This is a genomic window from Pseudomonas matsuisoli (genome assembly GCF_014647635.1).
Classification (GTDB): domain Bacteria; phylum Pseudomonadota; class Gammaproteobacteria; order Pseudomonadales; family Pseudomonadaceae; genus Pseudomonas_P; species Pseudomonas_P matsuisoli.
The window spans coordinates 218392-236551 of record NZ_BMPO01000004.1 but is presented as its reverse complement, the minus strand read 5'-3'; the positions used below and the strand labels follow the sequence as shown (position 1 = coordinate 236551).

Annotated in this window: 15 protein-coding genes; 10 read left to right on the top strand and 5 right to left on the bottom strand. The window is 61.6% G+C overall.

Going from position 1 to position 18160, the window contains the following annotated elements; translation table 11 throughout:
• Nucleotide 1: 1 nt before the first annotated feature.
• The 8 genes from IEY47_RS10395 (at nt 2) to IEY47_RS10360 (ending at nt 11554) form a co-directional block, all read left to right on the top strand.
• Nucleotides 2–2383, top strand: coding sequence for a TonB-dependent siderophore receptor (locus tag IEY47_RS10395; RefSeq protein ID WP_188983158.1), 2382 nt, complete (start codon nt 2–4; stop codon nt 2381–2383).
• Between the two features lie 155 nt (nt 2384–2538).
• A complete protein-coding gene (cfaB, locus tag IEY47_RS10390; RefSeq protein ID WP_188983157.1) occupies nt 2539–3723 on the top strand; it encodes a C17 cyclopropane fatty acid synthase CfaB in 1185 nt (394 codons plus the stop codon).
• A 290-nt stretch (nt 3724–4013) separates the two neighbouring features.
• Nucleotides 4014–5801, top strand: a complete 1788-nt coding sequence (gene mifS / locus IEY47_RS10385; protein ID WP_188983156.1) for a sensor histidine kinase — start codon at nt 4014–4016, stop codon at nt 5799–5801.
• Nucleotides 5798–7141, top strand: a complete 1344-nt coding sequence (locus tag IEY47_RS10380) for a sigma-54-dependent transcriptional regulator (protein ID WP_188983155.1) — start codon at nt 5798–5800, stop codon at nt 7139–7141. The genes mifS and IEY47_RS10380 overlap by 4 nt, the downstream gene beginning before the upstream one ends.
• Nucleotides 7142–7318: 177 nt before the next feature.
• On the top strand, nt 7319–8272 hold the full coding sequence (locus tag IEY47_RS10375; RefSeq protein WP_188983154.1) for a TAXI family TRAP transporter solute-binding subunit: 954 nt from the start codon (nt 7319–7321) through the stop codon (nt 8270–8272).
• A 158-nt stretch (nt 8273–8430) separates the two neighbouring features.
• Nucleotides 8431–10458 carry a TRAP transporter permease gene (locus tag IEY47_RS10370; protein ID WP_188983153.1) on the top strand — a complete coding sequence of 676 codons (2028 nt, stop codon included), beginning with the start codon at nt 8431–8433 and terminating at the stop codon, nt 10456–10458.
• The gene (locus IEY47_RS10365; protein WP_188983152.1) at nt 10455–10850 is read left to right on the top strand and encodes a DUF1850 domain-containing protein; all 396 of its coding nucleotides are present in this window, start codon (nt 10455–10457) and stop codon (nt 10848–10850) included. The genes IEY47_RS10370 and IEY47_RS10365 overlap by 4 nt, the downstream gene beginning before the upstream one ends.
• Before the next feature lie 173 nt (nt 10851–11023).
• Nucleotides 11024–11554 (top strand): DUF3617 domain-containing protein, encoded by a 531-nt coding sequence (locus IEY47_RS10360; RefSeq protein ID WP_188983151.1) that lies wholly within the window; start codon nt 11024–11026, stop codon nt 11552–11554.
• Nucleotides 11555–11868: 314 nt separating this feature from the next.
• Here the strand turns inward: IEY47_RS10360 and IEY47_RS10355 are convergent, their stop codons facing one another.
• A complete protein-coding gene (locus IEY47_RS10355) occupies nt 11869–12222 on the bottom strand; it encodes an NADH:ubiquinone oxidoreductase (RefSeq protein WP_188983150.1) in 354 nt (117 codons plus the stop codon).
• Between the two features lie 83 nt (nt 12223–12305).
• Here IEY47_RS10355 and IEY47_RS10350 point away from each other — a divergent pair, with 83 nt between their 5' ends.
• Together IEY47_RS10350 and IEY47_RS10345 are read left to right on the top strand one after the other, a co-directional pair.
• Nucleotides 12306–13295, top strand: coding sequence for a CobW family GTP-binding protein (locus tag IEY47_RS10350; protein ID WP_188983149.1), 990 nt, complete (start codon nt 12306–12308; stop codon nt 13293–13295).
• A gap of 6 nt (nt 13296–13301) precedes the next feature.
• Nucleotides 13302–14174 (top strand): alpha/beta fold hydrolase, encoded by an 873-nt coding sequence (locus tag IEY47_RS10345; protein ID WP_188983148.1) that lies wholly within the window; start codon nt 13302–13304, stop codon nt 14172–14174.
• Between the two features lie 10 nt (nt 14175–14184).
• Here IEY47_RS10345 and IEY47_RS10340 read toward each other — a convergent pair whose 3' ends face one another.
• From IEY47_RS10340 to IEY47_RS10325, 4 genes are all read right to left on the bottom strand, one after another.
• The gene (locus IEY47_RS10340; protein WP_188983147.1) at nt 14185–14619 is read right to left on the bottom strand and encodes a DUF3301 domain-containing protein; all 435 of its coding nucleotides are present in this window, start codon (nt 14617–14619) and stop codon (nt 14185–14187) included.
• 84 nt (nt 14620–14703) lie between these two features.
• Nucleotides 14704–15189, bottom strand: coding sequence for an acyl-CoA thioesterase (locus IEY47_RS10335; protein WP_188983146.1), 486 nt, complete (start codon nt 15187–15189; stop codon nt 14704–14706).
• Nucleotides 15190–15326: 137 nt separating this feature from the next.
• Entirely contained in the window at nt 15327–16694 is a 1368-nt protein-coding gene (locus IEY47_RS10330; RefSeq protein ID WP_188983145.1) for a glutamine synthetase family protein, read from the bottom strand.
• A 31-nt stretch (nt 16695–16725) separates the two neighbouring features.
• Nucleotides 16726–18108, bottom strand: coding sequence for an aspartate aminotransferase family protein (locus tag IEY47_RS10325; protein WP_188983144.1), 1383 nt, complete (start codon nt 18106–18108; stop codon nt 16726–16728).
• Nucleotides 18109–18160 lie beyond the last annotated feature (52 nt).

The following is an 18160-nucleotide window of genomic DNA, read 5'->3' as shown; positions in this document are numbered from 1 at the left end:
CATGCGCCTCAGCCACAACGCCTTACCGCTCGCCATTTCTCCACGCCGCATACTGCCTGCCGCCATCTGCATGGCCTTGGCCCTGCTTGCGGGCACCCCAAGCCTGTCGGCACGAGCCGCAACGCAAGCGAATGCTGAGGTTTCCCCCCGCGTTCCAGCCGGCTCGCTGGAGCAGGCGCTGAGCGCATTCGCCGAAGGCGCCGGCATTACCTTGTCGTATTCACCCGAGGCCGTGCGGAACGTGCGTAGCCCCGGCTCCAGCGGTGGCGGTACGCTGGAGGAGGGCCTGGCAGCGTTGTTGGCGGGCAGTGGACTGGTGGCGCAAAAGACCGCGTCCGGCTATGTCGTCCTGCCCGGCAAGGCAGATTCCAGCGTGCAACTCGCGCCGACCAGCGTGGATGCGACGGCCGTGCAAAGCGCGTTCGCGCCGGTATCCGGGTACTTCGCCAGTTCCGCGAGTAGTGCGACGAAGACCGACCGGCCCATCACCGAGACCGCGCAAAGCATCAGCGTGGTGACCGCCGAGCAAATGGCCGACCGCAAGGTCAATCGCGTCGAAGACGCCGTGGCCTATACCGCCGGGGTGCGGGTGGGCGGTTCGGGGCTGGACCCGCGTTTCGACACCATTGCCGTTCGCGGCTTCGCCACGACCGAAAGCGCCGACTTTCTCGACGGATTGCGCCAAGCGGGCAGCGGCTGGCTGGCACTGCCTTCCTTGGAGGCCTATAGCCTCGAGCGCGTCGAGGTGCTCAAAGGGCCGGCTTCCGTGCTGTATGGCCAGATCAGCCCCGGCGGCATGGTCAACCGCGTCAGCAAGCGGCCCAGCTTGGACGCGAAGAACGAAGTGCAAGTGCAAGCCGGCAACTACAACCATCGACAGGGGCAATTCGATGTTGGCGGCAAGCTGGACGCGGCGGGTGATGTGCTGTTCCGGACGGTGGGGGTCTACCGGGACGCCGAATACTCTACCGAGCAGATGAACAACGACACCCGTCTGCTGGCGCCATCGCTGAGCTGGCAGATCGATCCGGACACCAACCTGACGGTGCTGGCGCAATACCAGGAACGCGAGACTGCCGGATCGCCGATGTTTTACAAGGAGGGGGACCACCTCACCGATTTCTGGCCGGGAGACGAGTACTTCGACAAGCTCGAACAGCGCAAATGGACGGTGGGCTACGAGTTCGAGCATGCCTTCAACGAGACGTTCAGCTTTCAGCAGAACCTGCGCTACGGCCGGCTGGACACGACCAACCAATACCTCGATTTCACCGTGAACGACGATGGGCACACGTTCGATCGCGTTGCGTCGGGCAGTTACGAAGACATGTCCTCTCTTGCTACCGACACCCGCTTGGTCAGCCGTTTCGCCACCGGTGATCTGCAGCACACACTGGTGAGTGGAGTTGACTATGCCTGGCTCGATACGGCGCTCGAATATGCGTTCGGCGCTGCGCCTTCCATCGACCGCAATGCGCCGGACTACCACCAACCCGTGGCTCGACCTGGCACGGTGCTGGTCGATCGGGATGGGTTAGAACATCGCGCCGGGCTGTACCTTCAGGATCAGATCGAACTCGATCGCTGGCGGCTGTCCGCGGGCGTGCGCCGCGATTGGGTGCATGTGCGCTACGACGACAATCTGAACGGCAACGACAGCAACACCAAGACCAGCGATTCCGCGACCACCGGACAAATCGGAGCGCTGTACCTGTTCGACAATGGGCTGGCGCCTTACGCCAGCTATGCGACGTCCTTCTTGCCGCAGAGTGGCAGCGACATCAATGGATCGCCGTTCAAGCCGACCGAAGGCGAGCAGTATGAAATCGGTTTGAAGTACCAGCCACCGGGTACGCGAACGATGCTGACCGCGTCGCTCTTCCATCTGACCCAGACCGATGTGCTGAGCCGTGATCCGGTCAACGCCCTCTACAGCGTGCAAACGGGAGAGCAGGTCTCGAAGGGACTCGAACTGGAAGCGGTCTCCGATCTCACCGACAGCCTGCGCCTACAAGCCAGCTACAGCTTCAACGATGCGGAGGTCACCAAGGACAGTGACTACAAAGGCAAGACACCGAAGAACGTACCGCGCCACCTAGCCACGCTGTGGCTGGACTACCGCCTGCCCATGGGCCTGGGCGTATCGGCCGGCGCGCGGTATACCGGCAGCACCTACGGGGACGGCGACAATACGTTCAAGAACGAGGACTACGCACTGATCGACGCCGGCGTTCACTACGATTTTGGCGGCGGAATGGATGGTGTCCGGGTCGCGCTCAACGCGCGCAATCTGACGGACAAGCGCTACATCAATTGCCAGGATGGTTACTGCTATCGCGGTGAGGCCCGTAGCGTCGTCACCAGCGTGAGCTATCGCTGGTAGCCCCGGGCGCGGCAGGACAAGGATGTCCGTCTTGGTGCAACGGCTCGAATCCGAAATGCGCTAGCGCAGTCGCGCTGATAACGCCAGCGAGCCGGTGATTTACAGGCGAAAAAGTTGAGTTAATCTGTGTCGGATTGTGACATGGAGGATGGCCGATGCTCGCTCAATTTCCTGTTGCGGTAAAAGACCTAAACATTCCACTGCGTATCAAACTGCCTGAGGGCCCGCCGATCGAACTGGGCCGTGATCCGATCGTGACCCTCACGGTGAACGATCCCACCCTGTTGACTCAATTGTCTCAACCCAGCCTAGGGTTACTGGGCGCTGCCTACGTCGAAGGGCGAATCGACCTGCACGGCTCGATTCGCGAAGTCATCCGGATCGGCGATGAGCTGTGCCGAACGCTTGTCGGGGATGACCTCGGCGCGTTTCCCGAACGTACCGAACATGACCGGCAAACCGATGCCGACGCTATTTCCTACCACTACGATGTGTCCAACGCGTTCTATGGGCTCTGGCTCGATCAGGACATGGTTTATTCCTGTGCCTATTTCGAAACGGGAAACGAGTCCCTCGCGCAGGCGCAGCAGGCCAAGCTGCGCCATCTGTGTCGGAAACTTCGCCTCAAATCGGGTGAGCGGCTACTCGATGTCGGTTGCGGATGGGGTGGGCTCACGCGCTTCGCCGCGCGGGAGTTCGATGTCGACGTTTTCGGTATCACGCTGAGCCAGCAACAGCTTGTGCTGGCGCGGGAGCGTGTCGAGCAAGAGGGGTTGAGCCACCGGATACATCTCGAATTCATGGATTACCGCGACCTGCGGGCGGATGGACGCTTCGACAAGGCGGTGAGCGTGGGGATGTTCGAACACGTCGGCCTGGCTAATCTCGGACAGTACTGCCAGTCGCTGTATGGGGCCGTTCGCGAGGGGGGATTGATCCTGAATCACGGCATTACCGCGCTGCGTACCGACGGCCGCCAGGCGCGGAATGGCGCTGGTGAGTTCATCGATCGCTACGTCTTTCCCAATGGCGAGCTGCCGCATCTGGCAACGATGACCGCCGAGATCAGCGATGCTGGTATGGAAGTGGTCGACGTTGAAAGCCTGCGCCTGCACTACGCGCGGACGCTGGAGCATTGGAGCGATCGGTTGGAGGCGAAGCTGGAGCAGGCGGCCCGCGAGGTACCGGCGGAAGTGCTGCGTATCTGGCGACTCTATCTGGCGGGGTGCGCCTACGGGTTTCGCCGTGGCTGGGTCAATATCCATCAGATCCTGGCGGCCAAACCTCATGCCGACGGTTCGCTCGAGACGCCGTGGTCCCGGGCGGATCTGTATACCTGAAGGGGGCGAGCGGGGTTCGCCTTGGCGACTAAAGTCGCCCCTACAGGAATCGGTGCGTTTCGTTATCGTCATCATGATCGCCAGCAAACTGATCGCGGCCCGGCTGGCTCCTACAGCAAAGGTAGGCACGCCGCCATACGCTGTAGGAGCCAGCTTGCTGGCGATCGCGGATACGAATCTTCCACTTATTCGACGTAATCCACCGTTCCCATCGGCGCGGCGGCGTTGTAGTCAAACCCCATGGCGCCGCACTAGGATGCTCCGATTGAACAATAAGAAATGGAACGATCATGCCGAGTACCCCCCGGCGACCCTTCGTATGGGCGTGCGTGTCGTTGGTCAGCATCGGGTTGTTGCTGAGCCTTGGGATCGCTGATCGCTACGCGCAGCAGCAGTTGCTGGAAGAGCGCCGCGACGAAGCGCGCGCACAACTGCAACTCTATGCGCAGAACATCCATATCCTCGTGGAGCGTTATCGTGCGGTGCCCGCGCTGCTCGCGTTGGACAGCGATATCCACGAGGCGCTGCGCCAACCCGAGGACCACGCGCGGCTCCATCGGCTCAACCTGCGGCTGCATACGCTGAACAAGACCGGCGGCTCGGCGGTGCTTTATCTGCTGGACGCCAATGGCATCACGCGTGCGGCGAGCAACTGGGACGAGCCCTCCAGTTTCGTTGGGCATGACTACAACTTTCGGCCTTACTTTCAGGCGGCCCGCACGCACGGCTCCGGTCGTTATTTCGCGGTGGGCGTGACCACGGGGGTGCCCGGCTATTTTCTTTCGCATGTCGTCAAAGACGAGGATGGCGCGATCCTAGGGGTCCTCGTGCTGAAGCTGGAGCTCGAAGAGCTGCAACGGGAATGGCTGCATCAGGACGGGGTGCTGCTGGTGACCGACAACCACGGCATCGTGATCCTCTCCAATCGGCCCGGTTGGCGCTTTGGCTATGTCGGTGCGCTGTCGCAGGCAGATCAGCAACGTATCGCGGATGCGCGCAAATACGCGCGCGAGACGCTTAAGCCATTGCCCAATCGCGTCGTCCGCCAGCTTGGTGATAACGCGACTCTCAGCGAAGTCGACGCCTCCGGTGGTGCTGCGCAATACGTTTGGCAGCGGCATCGCTTGCCGGAGGAGGGCTGGGAGCTTCATCTGCTGCTCGAACCCCGAGGTGCGAATGCCCTGCGGACCACCTACCGCTTAGCCACCGCCGCCATGTGGTTAACACTGGCGTTCCTGCTGCTTTACCTCTACCAGCGCCGTAAGAACCAACGACTGCAGGCCCGCAATCGAGCCGAACTCGAAGAATTGGTCGAAGCACGGACGGCCGAACTGCGCACGGCGCAGGAGGAGCTGGTGCAGGCCGCGAAGATGGCAGCACTTGGGCAAATGTCCGCGGCATTGGCGCATGAGATCAACCAACCGCTGACGGCCATGCACGTCCAGCTCGGATCGCTGCGGCTGTTGCTCGATGGGGGACGCTACGAGCAGGCGCGTAGCAGCGTGCAGCAGATCGATGGGCTGCTCGTGCGCATGTCGTCCCTGACGACTCACCTGAAGACCTTCGCCCGTAAGAGTCCAGGCGGGTTGCGCGAGCGGCTCACACTGAATCATGTTATCGACCAGGCGCTCGCGCTGCTCGAACCGCGCATACGCCGGGATGAGGTCGAGATTGTCATGGGACTCGAGCCGTCCGCGTGCGTGCTGGGCGACTCCATTCGACTCGAGCAAGTGCTGCTCAATCTGCTGCATAACGCGCTGGATGCCATGCGCTCCGTATCGCCACGCCGTTTGCAGCTTCGCGCCACGCAGGTCGACGACTTCTGGCAACTGCAGATCGAAGACAGCGGCCCCGGCATCGCGCCTGAGCACTTGCCGCACGTGTTCGATCCGTTCTTCACCACCAAACCGGTCGGCGAAGGCCTCGGCCTAGGGTTGGCGGTGTCCTACGCCATCGTGCGTGAATTTGGGGGGGCGCTCGAAGCAGGCAACGGCGTACAGGGCGCCTGCTTCACACTGCGTCTTCCAGCGTGTACCTACAGCCCTGCAGGGGGCCTGCATGAAGGGGAGCTTGCATGAACGGTGAAGTGATATTCGTCGACGACGAGGGCGCCATCCGCGACGCCGTTCGCCAATGGTTGGAGCTTTCCGGGGTGAGGGTTCGTACGTTTGCGAGCGTGGACCAGGCGCTGCCGGTCATCGACGCCGACTTTGCCGGCGTGGTGATCACCGATGTCCGTATGCCGGGTCGTGATGGTTTCGCGCTGTTGCATGCACTGATGGACATTGATCCGGACCTCCCCGTCATCGTCGTGACCGGTCATGGGGATGTGCCGATGGCCGTGCAGGCCCTACGGCAGGGTGCCTACGACTTCGTCGAGAAACCCTTTACCCCTGAACGCCTGTTGGAGAGCTACAAGCGGGCCCAGGACAAGCGACGTCTGGTGCTGGAGAACCGTCGCTTGCGCCAGCGGGTGTCCGAGATGGGCTTGATCGAGACCCAGCTATTGGGCATTTCCCCGGCGATGGAGGTATTGCGCCGGCAAGTGGCGGAGCTCGCGCCGACCTCGGTGAACGTGTTGATCCGAGGTGAAACTGGAAGCGGCAAGGAGCAGGTCGCCCGGTGCCTGCATGAACTCGGTACGCGCGCGAGCGGCCCATTCGTGGCGCTAAATTGCGCGGCGATCCCCGAGACTATTTTCGAAAGTGAGCTGTTCGGCCATGAAAGCGGGGCGTTCACCGGGGCGGCGGCGCGTCGTGTTGGACGGATCGAATACGCGGACCGCGGCACGCTGTTTCTCGATGAGGTCGAGAGCATGCCCATTTCGCAGCAGGTGAAGCTGTTGCGGGTCATCCAGGACCGTACCCTGGAACGGCTCGGCTCGAACCAGAGCATCCGGGTCGATCTCCGGGTCGTCAGCGCAGCCAAGCCGGACCTGGCCGAAGAAGCCCGGCAGGGGCGTTTCCGCGAGGATCTACTCTATCGGCTCAATGTCGCGGAGTTACGGATTCCACCGTTGCGCGAGCGGCGTGAGGATATTCCGCTGCTGTTCGAGCATTTCCTCACCGATGCCGCACGGCGCCATGGACGCGATCCGCAGCCAGTGCGCGCGGGTACGTTGAATCGGCTCATGGCACATGATTGGCCAGGCAACGTGCGTGAGTTGGTCAACGCCGCGGAGCGTCATGCGCTCGGTCTTTCCACGGCGGAGGACACGGACCGCACCGGCTCGACGCTTGCCGCGCGGGTAGAGGCATTCGAAGCGCAATGCCTGCATGATGCGTTGGCGCAGCACCGGGGCAACATCACTGCGGTCATGGAAGTACTCGCCATTCCGCGGCGCACGCTGAACGAGAAAATGCAGCGCCATGGCCTCAATCGCAGTGATTACCGCAGCGCCGATGGCTCTGACGAATAAGCGGAATATCGCCGATCCAGGCGCGCGGAATAAGCGGATATCCGCTTATTCCGCGCGTGCGGGACTACAGCGAGGCCTCTAGGACGATATCTGCAATAGCTGGCATAGGGCGTGCTAACGTCCTTGGGCTAGTGAGCCTTCCTGCTCGATAAATCCAATAAAAAAGGAGATTCACCCATGCGCTTGACTAAGCGTCTGTCTCTCATCGCTGCTGCCGCTGCCTTCAGTGCCAGCACCGCCGTTATTGCGGCGCCTACCTTCATCAATGTCCTGACTGGCGGCACCAGCGGTGTGTACTACCCAGTGGGTGTTGCGCTTTCGCAGATCTACGGCTCTGGCATCGATGGCGCCAAGACGTCCGTTCAAGCCACCAAGGCGTCGGTGGAAAACCTTAACCTGTTGGCGTCCGGGCGCGGCGAACTCGCGTTTTCCCTGGGCGACTCGGTGTCGGACGCCTGGAATGGCGTCGCAGACGCGGGCTTTCCGAAGCCGCTGAAATCCATCCGCGCCATCGCCGGCATCTACCCAAACTACATTCAGATCGTGGCGAGCGAGGAGTCCGGCATCAAGACGCTGGAGGATCTTAAAGGTAAGCGTATTTCGGTGGGAGCGCCTAAATCGGGTACCGAGCTCAATGCGCGGGCGATCTTCAAGGCCGCGGGCTTGAGCTACAAGGACATGGGGGCGGTCGAGTACATGCCGTTCGCGGAATCTGTCGAGCTGATCAAGAACCGCCAACTCGATGCCACGTTGCAGTCGTCTGGTCTGGGGCAGGCGTCCATCCGCGACCTGGCGTCGACCATGAAGCTCAGCTTCGTCTCGGTCCCGGCTGACGTCGTGGAGAAGATCGGTAACCCGGTGTACATGCCGATGAACATCCCGAAAGACACCTACGACGGACAGACCGACGATGTGCCTACGGTCGCGATCATGAACATCCTGGTGACGAGCGAGAAGGTCGATGACGAGACGGCGTACCTCATGACCAAGCTGATGTTTGAGAACCTGCCGCGCCTTGCCAACTCGCACTCGGCAACCAAGGACATCAAGGTCGAGAGCGCGGCCAAGAATCTGCCCATCCCGCTGCATCCCGGTGCCGAGCGTTATTACAAAGAAGTGGGCGCGCTCTGATCGCATAGCGTCGCGGCGGGCGCCACGACGCCCGCTCCTTGATCCACCGCGCGGCCGTTCCAGGCCGCTCGGTTCCCGCCCCGTCAGGGACACCTCTAAAACGCAGGTGGTTTTTGGAGGTGCCCTCATGGCATGGGCGAATACTCGGGGTACATTTCATGAACGATCCGCAACAGGGTTTGGAAACGAAGCCTGGCGATTGGCCGAAGGCGCTGTTCTTCGTCGCGCTGGCCTTTTCCATCTACCAGATCATCACCGCAGCCTTTCATCCCGTTTCCAGCCAGGTACTTCGCGCAGGTCACGTCGGCTTTCTGCTGATGCTCGTCTTTCTCGCCTTTCCCGCTTACGGCAAGTCGCGACCCTGGCAACCGGCGGCCTGGGTCCTGGCGCTCGCAGGGCTGGGGACCGCGCTTTACCAATGGTATTTCGAGGCCGACCTGATCCAGCGTTCGGGCGACCTGACCACCGCTGACTTCGTGGTGGGAATCCTGCTGATGGTGCTGATCTTCGAAGCGGCCCGGCGCGTCATGGGGATCGCGCTGCCGGTCATCTGCGGGCTGTTCCTGTTGTATGGCTTGTTCGGCGAATACCTCCCCGGCGATCTCGCGCATCGCGGCTACGGCTTCGATCAGATCGTCAATCAGCTCGCCTTCGGGACCGAAGGGTTCTATGGCACGCCGACCTACGTGTCGGCCACGTACATCTTTCTGTTCATCCTGTTCGGTGCGTTTCTCGAGCAGGCGGGCATGATCAAGTTGTTCACCGACTTCTCAATGGGCCTTTTTGGGCACAAGCTTGGCGGGCCGGCGAAAGTCTCGGTGGCGTCCTCCGCGCTGATGGGCACCATCACGGGTTCGGGCGTCGCCAACGTGGTCACGACCGGGCAGTTCACGATCCCGCTGATGAAGCGCTTCGGCTACCGCCCGGCGTTCGCCGGGGCGGTCGAGGCGACGTCGAGCATGGGTAGCCAGATTATGCCGCCGGTGATGGGTGCGGTGGCGTTCATCATGGCCGAAACAATCAACGTGCCCTATGTGGAAGTGGCCAAGGCTGCATTGATTCCGGCACTGTTGTATTTCGGTTCGGTGTTCTGGATCGTCCATCTCGAAGCAAAACGGCAGAATCTCCGCGGTTTGCCAAAGGACCAATGCCCAAGCGCCTGGGGGGCGGTAAAGCAAAACTGGTTCCTGCTCATTCCCCTGGTGGTGCTGGTGTACCTGCTGTTCTCCGGACGCACGCCGATGTTCTCCGGAACGGTGGGCCTTGCGCTAACGGCAATCGTGATCCTGGGCTCGGCGCTGATCTTGCGGGTGTCTTCACGCGCGTTGCGCTTCGCGTTCTGGATCGCATTGGGTGTGCTTTGCGCGGGCTTTTTCCAGCTCGGCATTGGCGTCGTGTTCATGGTAATTGGCGCATTGGTGGCCGGCTGCTGGTTCGTCAAAGGCGGCCGCGAGACGCTAGTCATTTGCCTGCATGCCCTCGTCGAGGGCGCGCGCCATGCGGTGCCCGTCGGGATCGCTTGCGCCTTGGTGGGGGTGATCATCGGCGTGGTTTCGCTGACAGGTATCGCGACGACATTCGCCGGTTACATCTTGGCGATCGGCCAGGACAACCTGTTCCTGTCGCTGGTACTGACGATGCTGACGTGCTTGGTTCTTGGCATGGGCATACCGACGATTCCCAACTACATCATCACCAGTGCGATCGCCGCGCCGGCGTTGCTGGAGCTCGGCGTACCGCTGCTGGTATCGCACATGTTCGTGTTCTATTTCGGCCTCATGGCGGACCTAACGCCTCCAGTAGCATTAGCCTGCTTTGCGGCGGCGCCTATTGCGCGGGAGAGTGGCTTCAAGATCAGTCTCTGGGCGGTGCGTATTGCTGCAGCCGGGTTCGTCGTACCGTTCATGGCGGTCTACGATCCTGCGTTGATGATGCAGGGAGACTCCTGGCTCGCCACGTTGTACATGCTGTTCAAGGCAGCGCTTGCGGTGTGTCTGTGGGGTAGTGCGGTCGTAGGGCAGTTCCAGCAGCGCATGGGCGTGCTCGAGCGACTGCTTGCGGCCGCTGCCGGTGTGATGCTGGTCATGGCGGCACCGCTCACCGATGAGATCGGGTTCCTGCTGGCCGCGGTGTTCTTCGGTGCGCATTACCTGCGTCATCGTCGTGTATCCGCCGCAGCGGCATGATCGGTCTGTGTCTCGGGCTGGCAGGGGCCGTTTGGGCGCAACTGCCCCTGCCTGCCTTTACCTTGGCATGGAACCACACGATCGAGAAAATCCGCTGGGAGGAGGACTATGAGGTGACACCTGAAGGCGTGCTGCTTCAGGAGGCGCGGGTACGGGGCACGGGCGCTGGAATGGAAATTCCCGATGGCGCCGTGCTGCATGACGGCGCTTGGCATTACCGACGGGCAATGCCAGCGTTGCAACCCTTGCGGCTGGGAAGGACGCCCGAAGCTGGAGACTACCAGCTATGCGACGGCGCGGAATGCCATCCGTTGAGTCGCTGGCTGGGCCCGCCTACCGCCAGTCAGCCTGCGGTGGAGTTGTGGAGTTGCGAAGTTGAGGGCCAGCGGTAGGGGCGGTTGCGGTAAACGTCGACGAGAGGGTATTGCGTCGACTGAGGGGGGCGGGCCGTGTCCCACCCCTTCACCCGTTTGATTGTTACGCCGCGTAAGCACGGCGGAGCGGCGGCTGAACGGGCGAGGGGTTCTAACGCTCAAAGCCTATATTCTGCCCTCAGGAGCCCTGCATGAAATTCCATCTTTCACTCGCCGTCGCTGCGTTAGCCCTGTCCACCGTCGCGCAGGCCGAACAGATCGTACGCCCCGGTCTATGGGAAATGTCCACGTCCAACATGCAGATCAGCGGGCAGCAAGTCCCGAGCCTGGACAGCCTGATGCAGCAGATCGGTTCGTTACCGCCTGAACAGAAACAACGCATGGAAGACGTACTTGCCCGGCAGGGTATGGCATTGGGCAACAAGGGCATGCGCGTGTGCCTTAGTGAAAAGCAGGTGCAGCGCGATACGTTGATGCTGCATGACCAAGGTCAGGACTGCAGCCAGCAGGTCACGGACCGAAGCGGCGGCAAGTGGGCATTTACGTTCCAGTGCCCACAAGCCCAAGGCGAAGGCACAGCGGAAATCCTCAACGATCAAGAATTCGTCAGTCACGTGAAAGGCCAATTCACGGTACAAGGCGCAGGACCCCAGCAGGGCAGCATGGATTACCGCGGCCGTTGGGTCTCGGCGGATTGCGGCGATCTCAAACCGGCCCGTTAAGACCTTTGCAGAAGGCGGCGATGAATACCGAGCCGTAGGGTGGATTAGCCACATAGTCGCGTAATCCACTGTCCACCTCGCGACATATTCCTAGCCACCTCGCGGCATCCGGTGCAAGCCCTGCGAGATTCCATGTTACGTCCTTGTAGGGGCGACTTTAGTCGCGAAGGCGACTGAAGGTCGCCCCTACATAAGGCGCAGGCGCTACCCAAACCAGCGACATCGCCGTGTCATTCGCTCACCACCAAGCGTTTAAAAAGCCCTACGGGATCCCACGCCAGTAAACGCGCTAATTGTTCCACGTGGAACAGTTTTCACTGCCCCATCCAGTTACCCTGGCTCTGTCGCTCGCAGGCAGGCTTCAAATAAGTCGCATCTGTCGCAACGCCGTAATAGTGAATGTCCTGCCGGTAGTCGGCGCCGGCGATCTTTGCATCGCGGCAAACCCCGAACGCACCTTGCGGGCACATCTCGACGTATTCCACCGACACTTTCTGCCCGCGCAATTGCGGCTGACAAAAGCCATTCCTGAAGAGATTCGGCGGGATCGTCCGGTTTTGCTGGCACAGCTTCACATCGAGACGTTCCGCTTGGCTGCGAATGATGCACGCCTCGGCCATTGCCTGTCCGGACAAGGCCATTGCGATCAGCAGCAAGGCAATTCTCATGGTCACGCGTCTCCAGAGTTGAAAGGTGGCCGGGGACGTGGCAGCGTGCAGAGACGTGAAGCCCCTGACGGTCCTCTGCATCCATGCTGTCCCATATCCCGACGCATATCATCGGTGGCCCGCTCGGCGCAGGCAAGACGAGCCTTATCCAGCACCTTCTGGCGCAGCGGCCTGCCGCTGAACGCTGGGCCGTACTGGTCAACGAGTTCGGGCAGATCGGGCTGGATGCCGCCCTGCTGAACGTGGGCGATCCGCACATCCATATCACCGAAGTTGCAGGTGGCTGTTTGTGTTGCGTCAACGGCGTGCCGTTCCAGGTCGCGCTAGGTCGCCTGCTTCGCAAAGCCAAGCCTCATCGGTTGTTCATCGAGCCGTCAGGACTGGGTCATCCGTTGCAACTGCTTCGGCAGCTATGTCAGGCGCCCTGGCTCGGGGTGCTCGACGTGCACCCGTTGGTGACCGTCTTGGATGCAGCGGCGCTTGCGCAGGGGGATCGCGTGCCAGACGTCCATGCCCAAGGGCTATCCGAGTCGGGCTTGATCGTGATGAACAAGGCGGACGATGTGCCTCGGTCAGAGAGGGAACGGCTAGAGGGCCGTTTCGACACCCCTATGGTCTGGACGCAATACGGACGGCTCGATCCCTCACTGCTGCCACACATTGACCATGCACCAACGGAGGTGGATGTTGATCTTCCCAAGGAAGTGAATGCAGTGTTGCCAACGATGTGGAGCGACGTATCGCAGCCCATTCGCCAGGCCCACGAAACGGCGGATGGCTGGAGCGTAGGCTGGCGCTTTCATCCTTCCCAAACGTTCGATGTGCCGGCATTGGAACGTTGGCTTGATGGGCTGGACTATCGCCGGGCCAAGGCGATCGTGCATGGCTACAACGGTTGGTATGCCGCCAACCTGCTTGCAGGCGACGCATGCCGGTGGCAAGAGAGCGCTTGGCGGCGTGACTCGCGCATAGAACTGATTTTCGAAAAGCGTCTCGACGCCGCCCGTTTACACGCTGGACTGGACGCCTGCCGAAGGGTTCAGCAACCCTCATGCGCAAGAGGTACGCCGTAGTTGCCAATGAACCTTATGCCCTGGTCCCATCCGAGTTCAGCGGGATTTACCTTACGTGGCTGGCGCAGTGAGCCTACCGGCAAACCGCTGCTGCACTTTCTCCATGGAAATGGCTTCTGTGGCCGAACCTATGAGCCCATGCTGGAGCCCCTTGCAGAGCACTTCGACCTTTGGTTGTGCGATGCGCAAGGCCACGGGGCCAGTGATGCTGGGCCTGCGTTCATTGGCTGGAATGCTTCCGCGCAATTGGCGACCGAGGCATTTCGGGCCGGTCGCGACATCTTCGGCAGTGTCCCTCGCTATGCCTTGGGGCACAGCTTTGGTGGGGTACTGAGCGCGCTGATGCTGGCGGAACACCCTACGTTATTTAACCGCGCGCTGCTGTTGGATCCCGTGTTGTTCAGCCCGACGCTGGTCGGCCTGGCGACGCTCCGCGATGTCTTGGAGCTCTATCGACGCGACACGCTGGCGAGCAGGGCGCTACGGCGGCGTCGTCACTGGCCGGATCGACAGACCGCTGTCGCTTCGCTACGCGGGCGAGGCATGTTCGCTGGCTGGCAGGAAGAGGCCTTGCAGGCCTACGGCAGGTTTGCGCTTAAGGAAGACGGTGAAGGCGTAACGCTATGCTGCACGCCGGAGCGCGAGGCAGAAGTCTTCGCCTCTTCACCGCGTCGGATGTGGCCTGCGTTGGCGCGGGTCGAAACGCCGACGCATGTGCTCGTCGGCGAGCACAGTTTTCCGTTCGTTCATCGGGCGACCCGCCGCTGGTGCGCAATGAACGCGCGCATCTCACGCGAGTTCGTCGCCGGCGGGCATTGCTTCATGCAGGAGCGGCCTACTAAGGCCGCCGAGAGGGTTATCGCTTACTTGCTGCGTTAACCGACCGGCCCTAGTGCGACTGATCGCGCGTGCCGGTATCGGTGCCGTGTTGTCGGCGCCAATCCGAGAGCTGGATGACTTGCGCACTGCGTTGCGTCTCGATGGGTGGAGGCTCATCCACGGCAGGTTCAGGGCACGGGTAGGGCGCAAATTCGATATGTCCCAGATGCATGCCGAACAGCGTCACGCTGCCGGGATGCCGCTGCTCGCCGGTCACTGTGAATTCGAAGCCGTAGATGCGTGCGAAGCGCTTGCGACCCTTGGCGTCGGCGACCCAGGCAAAGCGCTTGAAGGCGACGTTGTCATCGAGGAGCTCAAGGTTCTGCCGGGCGCACTGTTGGCTGACCAAGGCATAGGCACGTTCGCGCACACCGTGACCGTGCCATAACCAGGCGCCGAAGGCGGCAGCCAGCATGACCAACGACATATCGACAAGGGTGAACATGGGACAGCGAACTCCGTGGACTAGCAAGCGGGCAGGACGCCCATGCAGAGTAGATTAGCTGATCGCGGCGCGAAGCGAAGCCCGTCAGTCGTTGCTCGTCTTGAGATGCTTGTAGCGTTCTTCCAATTCTTCCCGGATCTTGCGGCGCTGCGCGGCCTGCGCAAAACGACGCTTTTCGTCGGGCGTCGTGGTTTCACGGGGCGGGACCACCATGGGCCGACGGGCTTCGTCGACCGCCACCATCGTGAAGAAGCTGCTGTTGGTGTGACGAACCGAGCGTTCCTGGATGTTCTCCGTGATGACCTTGATGCCGATCTCCATGGACGTGCGTCCGGTGTAGTTCACCGTGGCCAGGAAGGTCACCAGTTCGCCCACATGGACCGGCTCGCGAAACATGACCTGATCGACCGATAGCGTCACCACGTAGCAGCCCGCATAGCGGCTCGCGCACGCGTACGCCACTTCGTCCATGTATTTGAGCAGCGTGCCGCCGTGAACATTGCCGGAAAAGTTGGCCATGTCCGGCGTCATCAAGACGGTCATCGTCAGTTCGGCGTTACCCGGTTCCATGTGTCGCGTTCCTTGGAAATCAGTGAGAAGCTCTCCGCGCGATGGCGGTCACCGCATCATGCCTCTTTCCGATGACCATCAATAGCATGGCGTCGATCGACAACGCTCATTGGACGGGCTGTCCAAGGCTCGCTAGGTCACGCGCTCGTGAGATACCAGCGCCAATCCTGTTCACTCACTTCGCCCATGAATTGACGATACTCGTGCCGTTTGATGGCGAGATAGACCTTCAGGAAGTCCTCACCGAAGGCCTCATTCGCCCATTGCGAGGCGGACAGTGCATCGAGCGCCGTCAGCCAATCGGTCGGTAATGGATCATGGTTTTGTGCGTAGCCGTTACCGTGAACCGGCGCGCCGGGGTCCAAATGATGCCGAATGCCGTGATGGGTGCCTGCAAGAATGGCTGCTGCGGCCAGGTACGGATTGGCATCCGCGCCGCAAATCCGGTGTTCGATGTGCCGGCTGGTAGGCGCGCCGCCGGGGACGCGGAATGAAACGGTGCGGTTGTTGATGCCCCAGCTTCGAGCCAGCGGCGCATAGCTGTTGGCTTGGAATCGGCGATAGGAATTCGCGTTGGGGCAGAACAGCGCCAGTGAGTCGAGCAAGGTTGCCATCATCCCGGCAATCGACTGGCGAAGCAGCGGTGTACCTGCCGCGTCTTCGCTTGCGTAAAGATTGCGGCCTTCGTCATCCGCCAGGCTGACGTGCATGTGCAGGCCGCTGCCGGCCAGGTCACCGAAGGGCTTGGCCATGAAGCACGCTTGCAGCCCCTGGGCATTGGCGACGCCTTTTACCAAGCGCTTGTAGCGAATGCCTTCGTCCATCGCCTGCAGCGCATCGTGGCGATGCTCCAGGGTAATCTCCACCTGCCCCGGCGCGTACTCGGAAATGGCCGTGCGAGCGGGCAGCCCCTGTATTTCGCAGGCGTGATAAAGGTCATCGAGGAATGGCTGGAGCTGCTCCAGTTCGTACACGCCATACACCTGGGTCGCGCCGGGACGCTGTCCGTTGGCTTGCCGCGCAGGGTAGGGGCGGCCCCCTTCGCCGCGCTCGCGATCCAGTAGGTAAAACTCGATCTCGGTGGCCATGACCGGGTGATAACCGTCGTCTTGCAGCCTGCCGACCACGCGTGACAGGAGGTGGCGTGGATCCGCTGGTGTCGCGGGTTGGCCCGCCTTTGGGTGCATGCTGACTTGAACCTGGCCGGTTGGTGCGCTGCGCCAAGGTTGCAGCAGCAAGCTGCCGGGTAGCGGATAGGTCCAGCAATCGGCATCACCCACGTCCCAGACTAAGCCTGTTTCGTCGACATCATCGCCATTGATCGTAAGGCCCAGGATGGTGCTCGGTAATGGCCGTCCACTTTCGAAGATCGCCAGCAATTCGTTGCGATGCAGCAGCTTGCCTCGAGGTACGCCATTGGCGTCGATGATGAACAGCTCGACATGGCGCACGTCGGGGTGCGCGGCAAGAAAGTCCAATGCTTCCTGCGGTTGGGCGAAGGTCATAGCGAGTCCTTGTATGCCGGCGGTCGCGGGCTCAAGCGGCAAGAGATCGTAGCTCGCCCAACGCATCGTCCAACGTGCTCAGCAGCCGGTCGATGTCTGGGGTTCGGGTGTCCGGACAGCAAAGCGTCATGTTGTGGAACGGCGTGATGAGGATGCCCCGGTTGATGAGGTAGAGGTGCAGCGCCATTTGCAGGCTGTCATGGAACGCGGCCTCAGCTTCTGCGCCGTTGCGGGGCGGTTGCACACGGAATTGGATCTCGCAGCGCGCACCCAGCTGGGTGACGGACCATGCCAAACCATGGCGAGCGATGACGTCCCGGAATCCGGACGCTAGCCGTTGGGCCATCGGAATCATGTGCGCGTAGGCGGCGTCCGTCATGACGGCTTCGAGGTTGGCCCGTACGCAATGCATGGCCAGGGCGTTGGCGGACAACGTGGTGCCCATCCCGCTGTGACCATGACCGTGGACCATCTCCTGCGCATGCTTGCGGGCCAATTGCATGGCCTGCGCCATCGCACTGGTAAAGCCGTAGACGGAGCAGGGCACGCCGCCAGCGACCGGTTTGCCTAGCGTCAGGAAATCCGGCTCCAAGTTCCAAGCGCGCGTACAGCCGCCAGGCCCTGTAGAGATGGTATGCGTTTCATCGACGACCATCAGCGAGCCGTAGCGGCGCGTCAATTCCCGTGCTTTTTCCAAAAAACCAGGATCGGGCAATACCATGCCAATATTGGTCATGGCTGGTTCGCAGAGCAATGCAGCGATATCGCCCTGGGCAAGCGCCGCTTCGAGCGCGGGCAGGTCGTTGAAGGGAATGGCGCGCGTGTGTTGGGTGAGGTTGCGAGCCTGGCCGATGAGGCCGGCTCGGTGCACGGTACGGCCATCCCGATAGCGCACCATCGCTTCGTCGACGGTGCCGTGGTAGCAACCGTCGAACACCAGAATGACTTTACGGCCGGTAATCGCCCGGACCCAACGAAGGACGAAGCGGTTGGCGTCGGTCGCGGTCGTCGCGAACTGCCAATAGGGCAGGCCGAAGCGCGCTGCCAACAGTTCACCGCAGACCACGGCGTCTTCGCCCGGCAGCATCGTGGTCAAGCCACGACCAGCTTGTTCGGCGATAGCCTTGGCAATCGGGGCAGGTGAGTGACCAAACATAGAGCCGGTATCACCGAGGCAAAAATCGATGTACTCGTGGCCGTCGAGGTCGGTGAAGCGGTTTCCCTGCGCCTGTTCGATGAACAGTGGTACCGGCGTGGACCAGTCGCTCATCCAGTGCATGGGTACGCCGTCGAACAACGATTGGCGAGCCCGCTTCGCCATGGCGACGGAAGCCGGATTGTCGTCCAGAAAGCGCTGGCGCTCGCGCGCCGCCAGCACGTCGATAGCCTGCTCGGCGATACCGCTGACTGTCATGTTGAACGCCTCGTTCGGTTTTTCGCACACATTGCGATTGAGCCTTGCGCTT

Coding starts and splice junctions, on each gene's coding strand:
- IEY47_RS10395 (WP_188983158.1), top strand. CDS start 2: ATGCGCCTCAGCCACAACGCCTTACCGCTCGCCATTTCTCCACGCCGC.
- cfaB (WP_188983157.1), top strand. CDS start 2,539: ATGCTCGCTCAATTTCCTGTTGCGGTAAAAGACCTAAACATTCCACTG.
- mifS (WP_188983156.1), top strand. CDS start 4,014: ATGCCGAGTACCCCCCGGCGACCCTTCGTATGGGCGTGCGTGTCGTTG.
- IEY47_RS10380 (WP_188983155.1), top strand. CDS start 5,798: ATGAACGGTGAAGTGATATTCGTCGACGACGAGGGCGCCATCCGCGAC.
- IEY47_RS10375 (WP_188983154.1), top strand. CDS start 7,319: ATGCGCTTGACTAAGCGTCTGTCTCTCATCGCTGCTGCCGCTGCCTTC.
- IEY47_RS10370 (WP_188983153.1), top strand. CDS start 8,431: ATGAACGATCCGCAACAGGGTTTGGAAACGAAGCCTGGCGATTGGCCG.
- IEY47_RS10365 (WP_188983152.1), top strand. CDS start 10,455: ATGATCGGTCTGTGTCTCGGGCTGGCAGGGGCCGTTTGGGCGCAACTG.
- IEY47_RS10360 (WP_188983151.1), top strand. CDS start 11,024: ATGAAATTCCATCTTTCACTCGCCGTCGCTGCGTTAGCCCTGTCCACC.
- IEY47_RS10355 (WP_188983150.1), bottom strand. CDS start 12,222: ATGAGAATTGCCTTGCTGCTGATCGCAATGGCCTTGTCCGGACAGGCA.
- IEY47_RS10350 (WP_188983149.1), top strand. CDS start 12,306: ATGCTGTCCCATATCCCGACGCATATCATCGGTGGCCCGCTCGGCGCA.
- IEY47_RS10345 (WP_188983148.1), top strand. CDS start 13,302: ATGAACCTTATGCCCTGGTCCCATCCGAGTTCAGCGGGATTTACCTTA.
- IEY47_RS10340 (WP_188983147.1), bottom strand. CDS start 14,619: ATGTTCACCCTTGTCGATATGTCGTTGGTCATGCTGGCTGCCGCCTTC.
- IEY47_RS10335 (WP_188983146.1), bottom strand. CDS start 15,189: ATGGAACCGGGTAACGCCGAACTGACGATGACCGTCTTGATGACGCCG.
- IEY47_RS10330 (WP_188983145.1), bottom strand. CDS start 16,694: ATGACCTTCGCCCAACCGCAGGAAGCATTGGACTTTCTTGCCGCGCAC.
- IEY47_RS10325 (WP_188983144.1), bottom strand. CDS start 18,108: ATGACAGTCAGCGGTATCGCCGAGCAGGCTATCGACGTGCTGGCGGCG.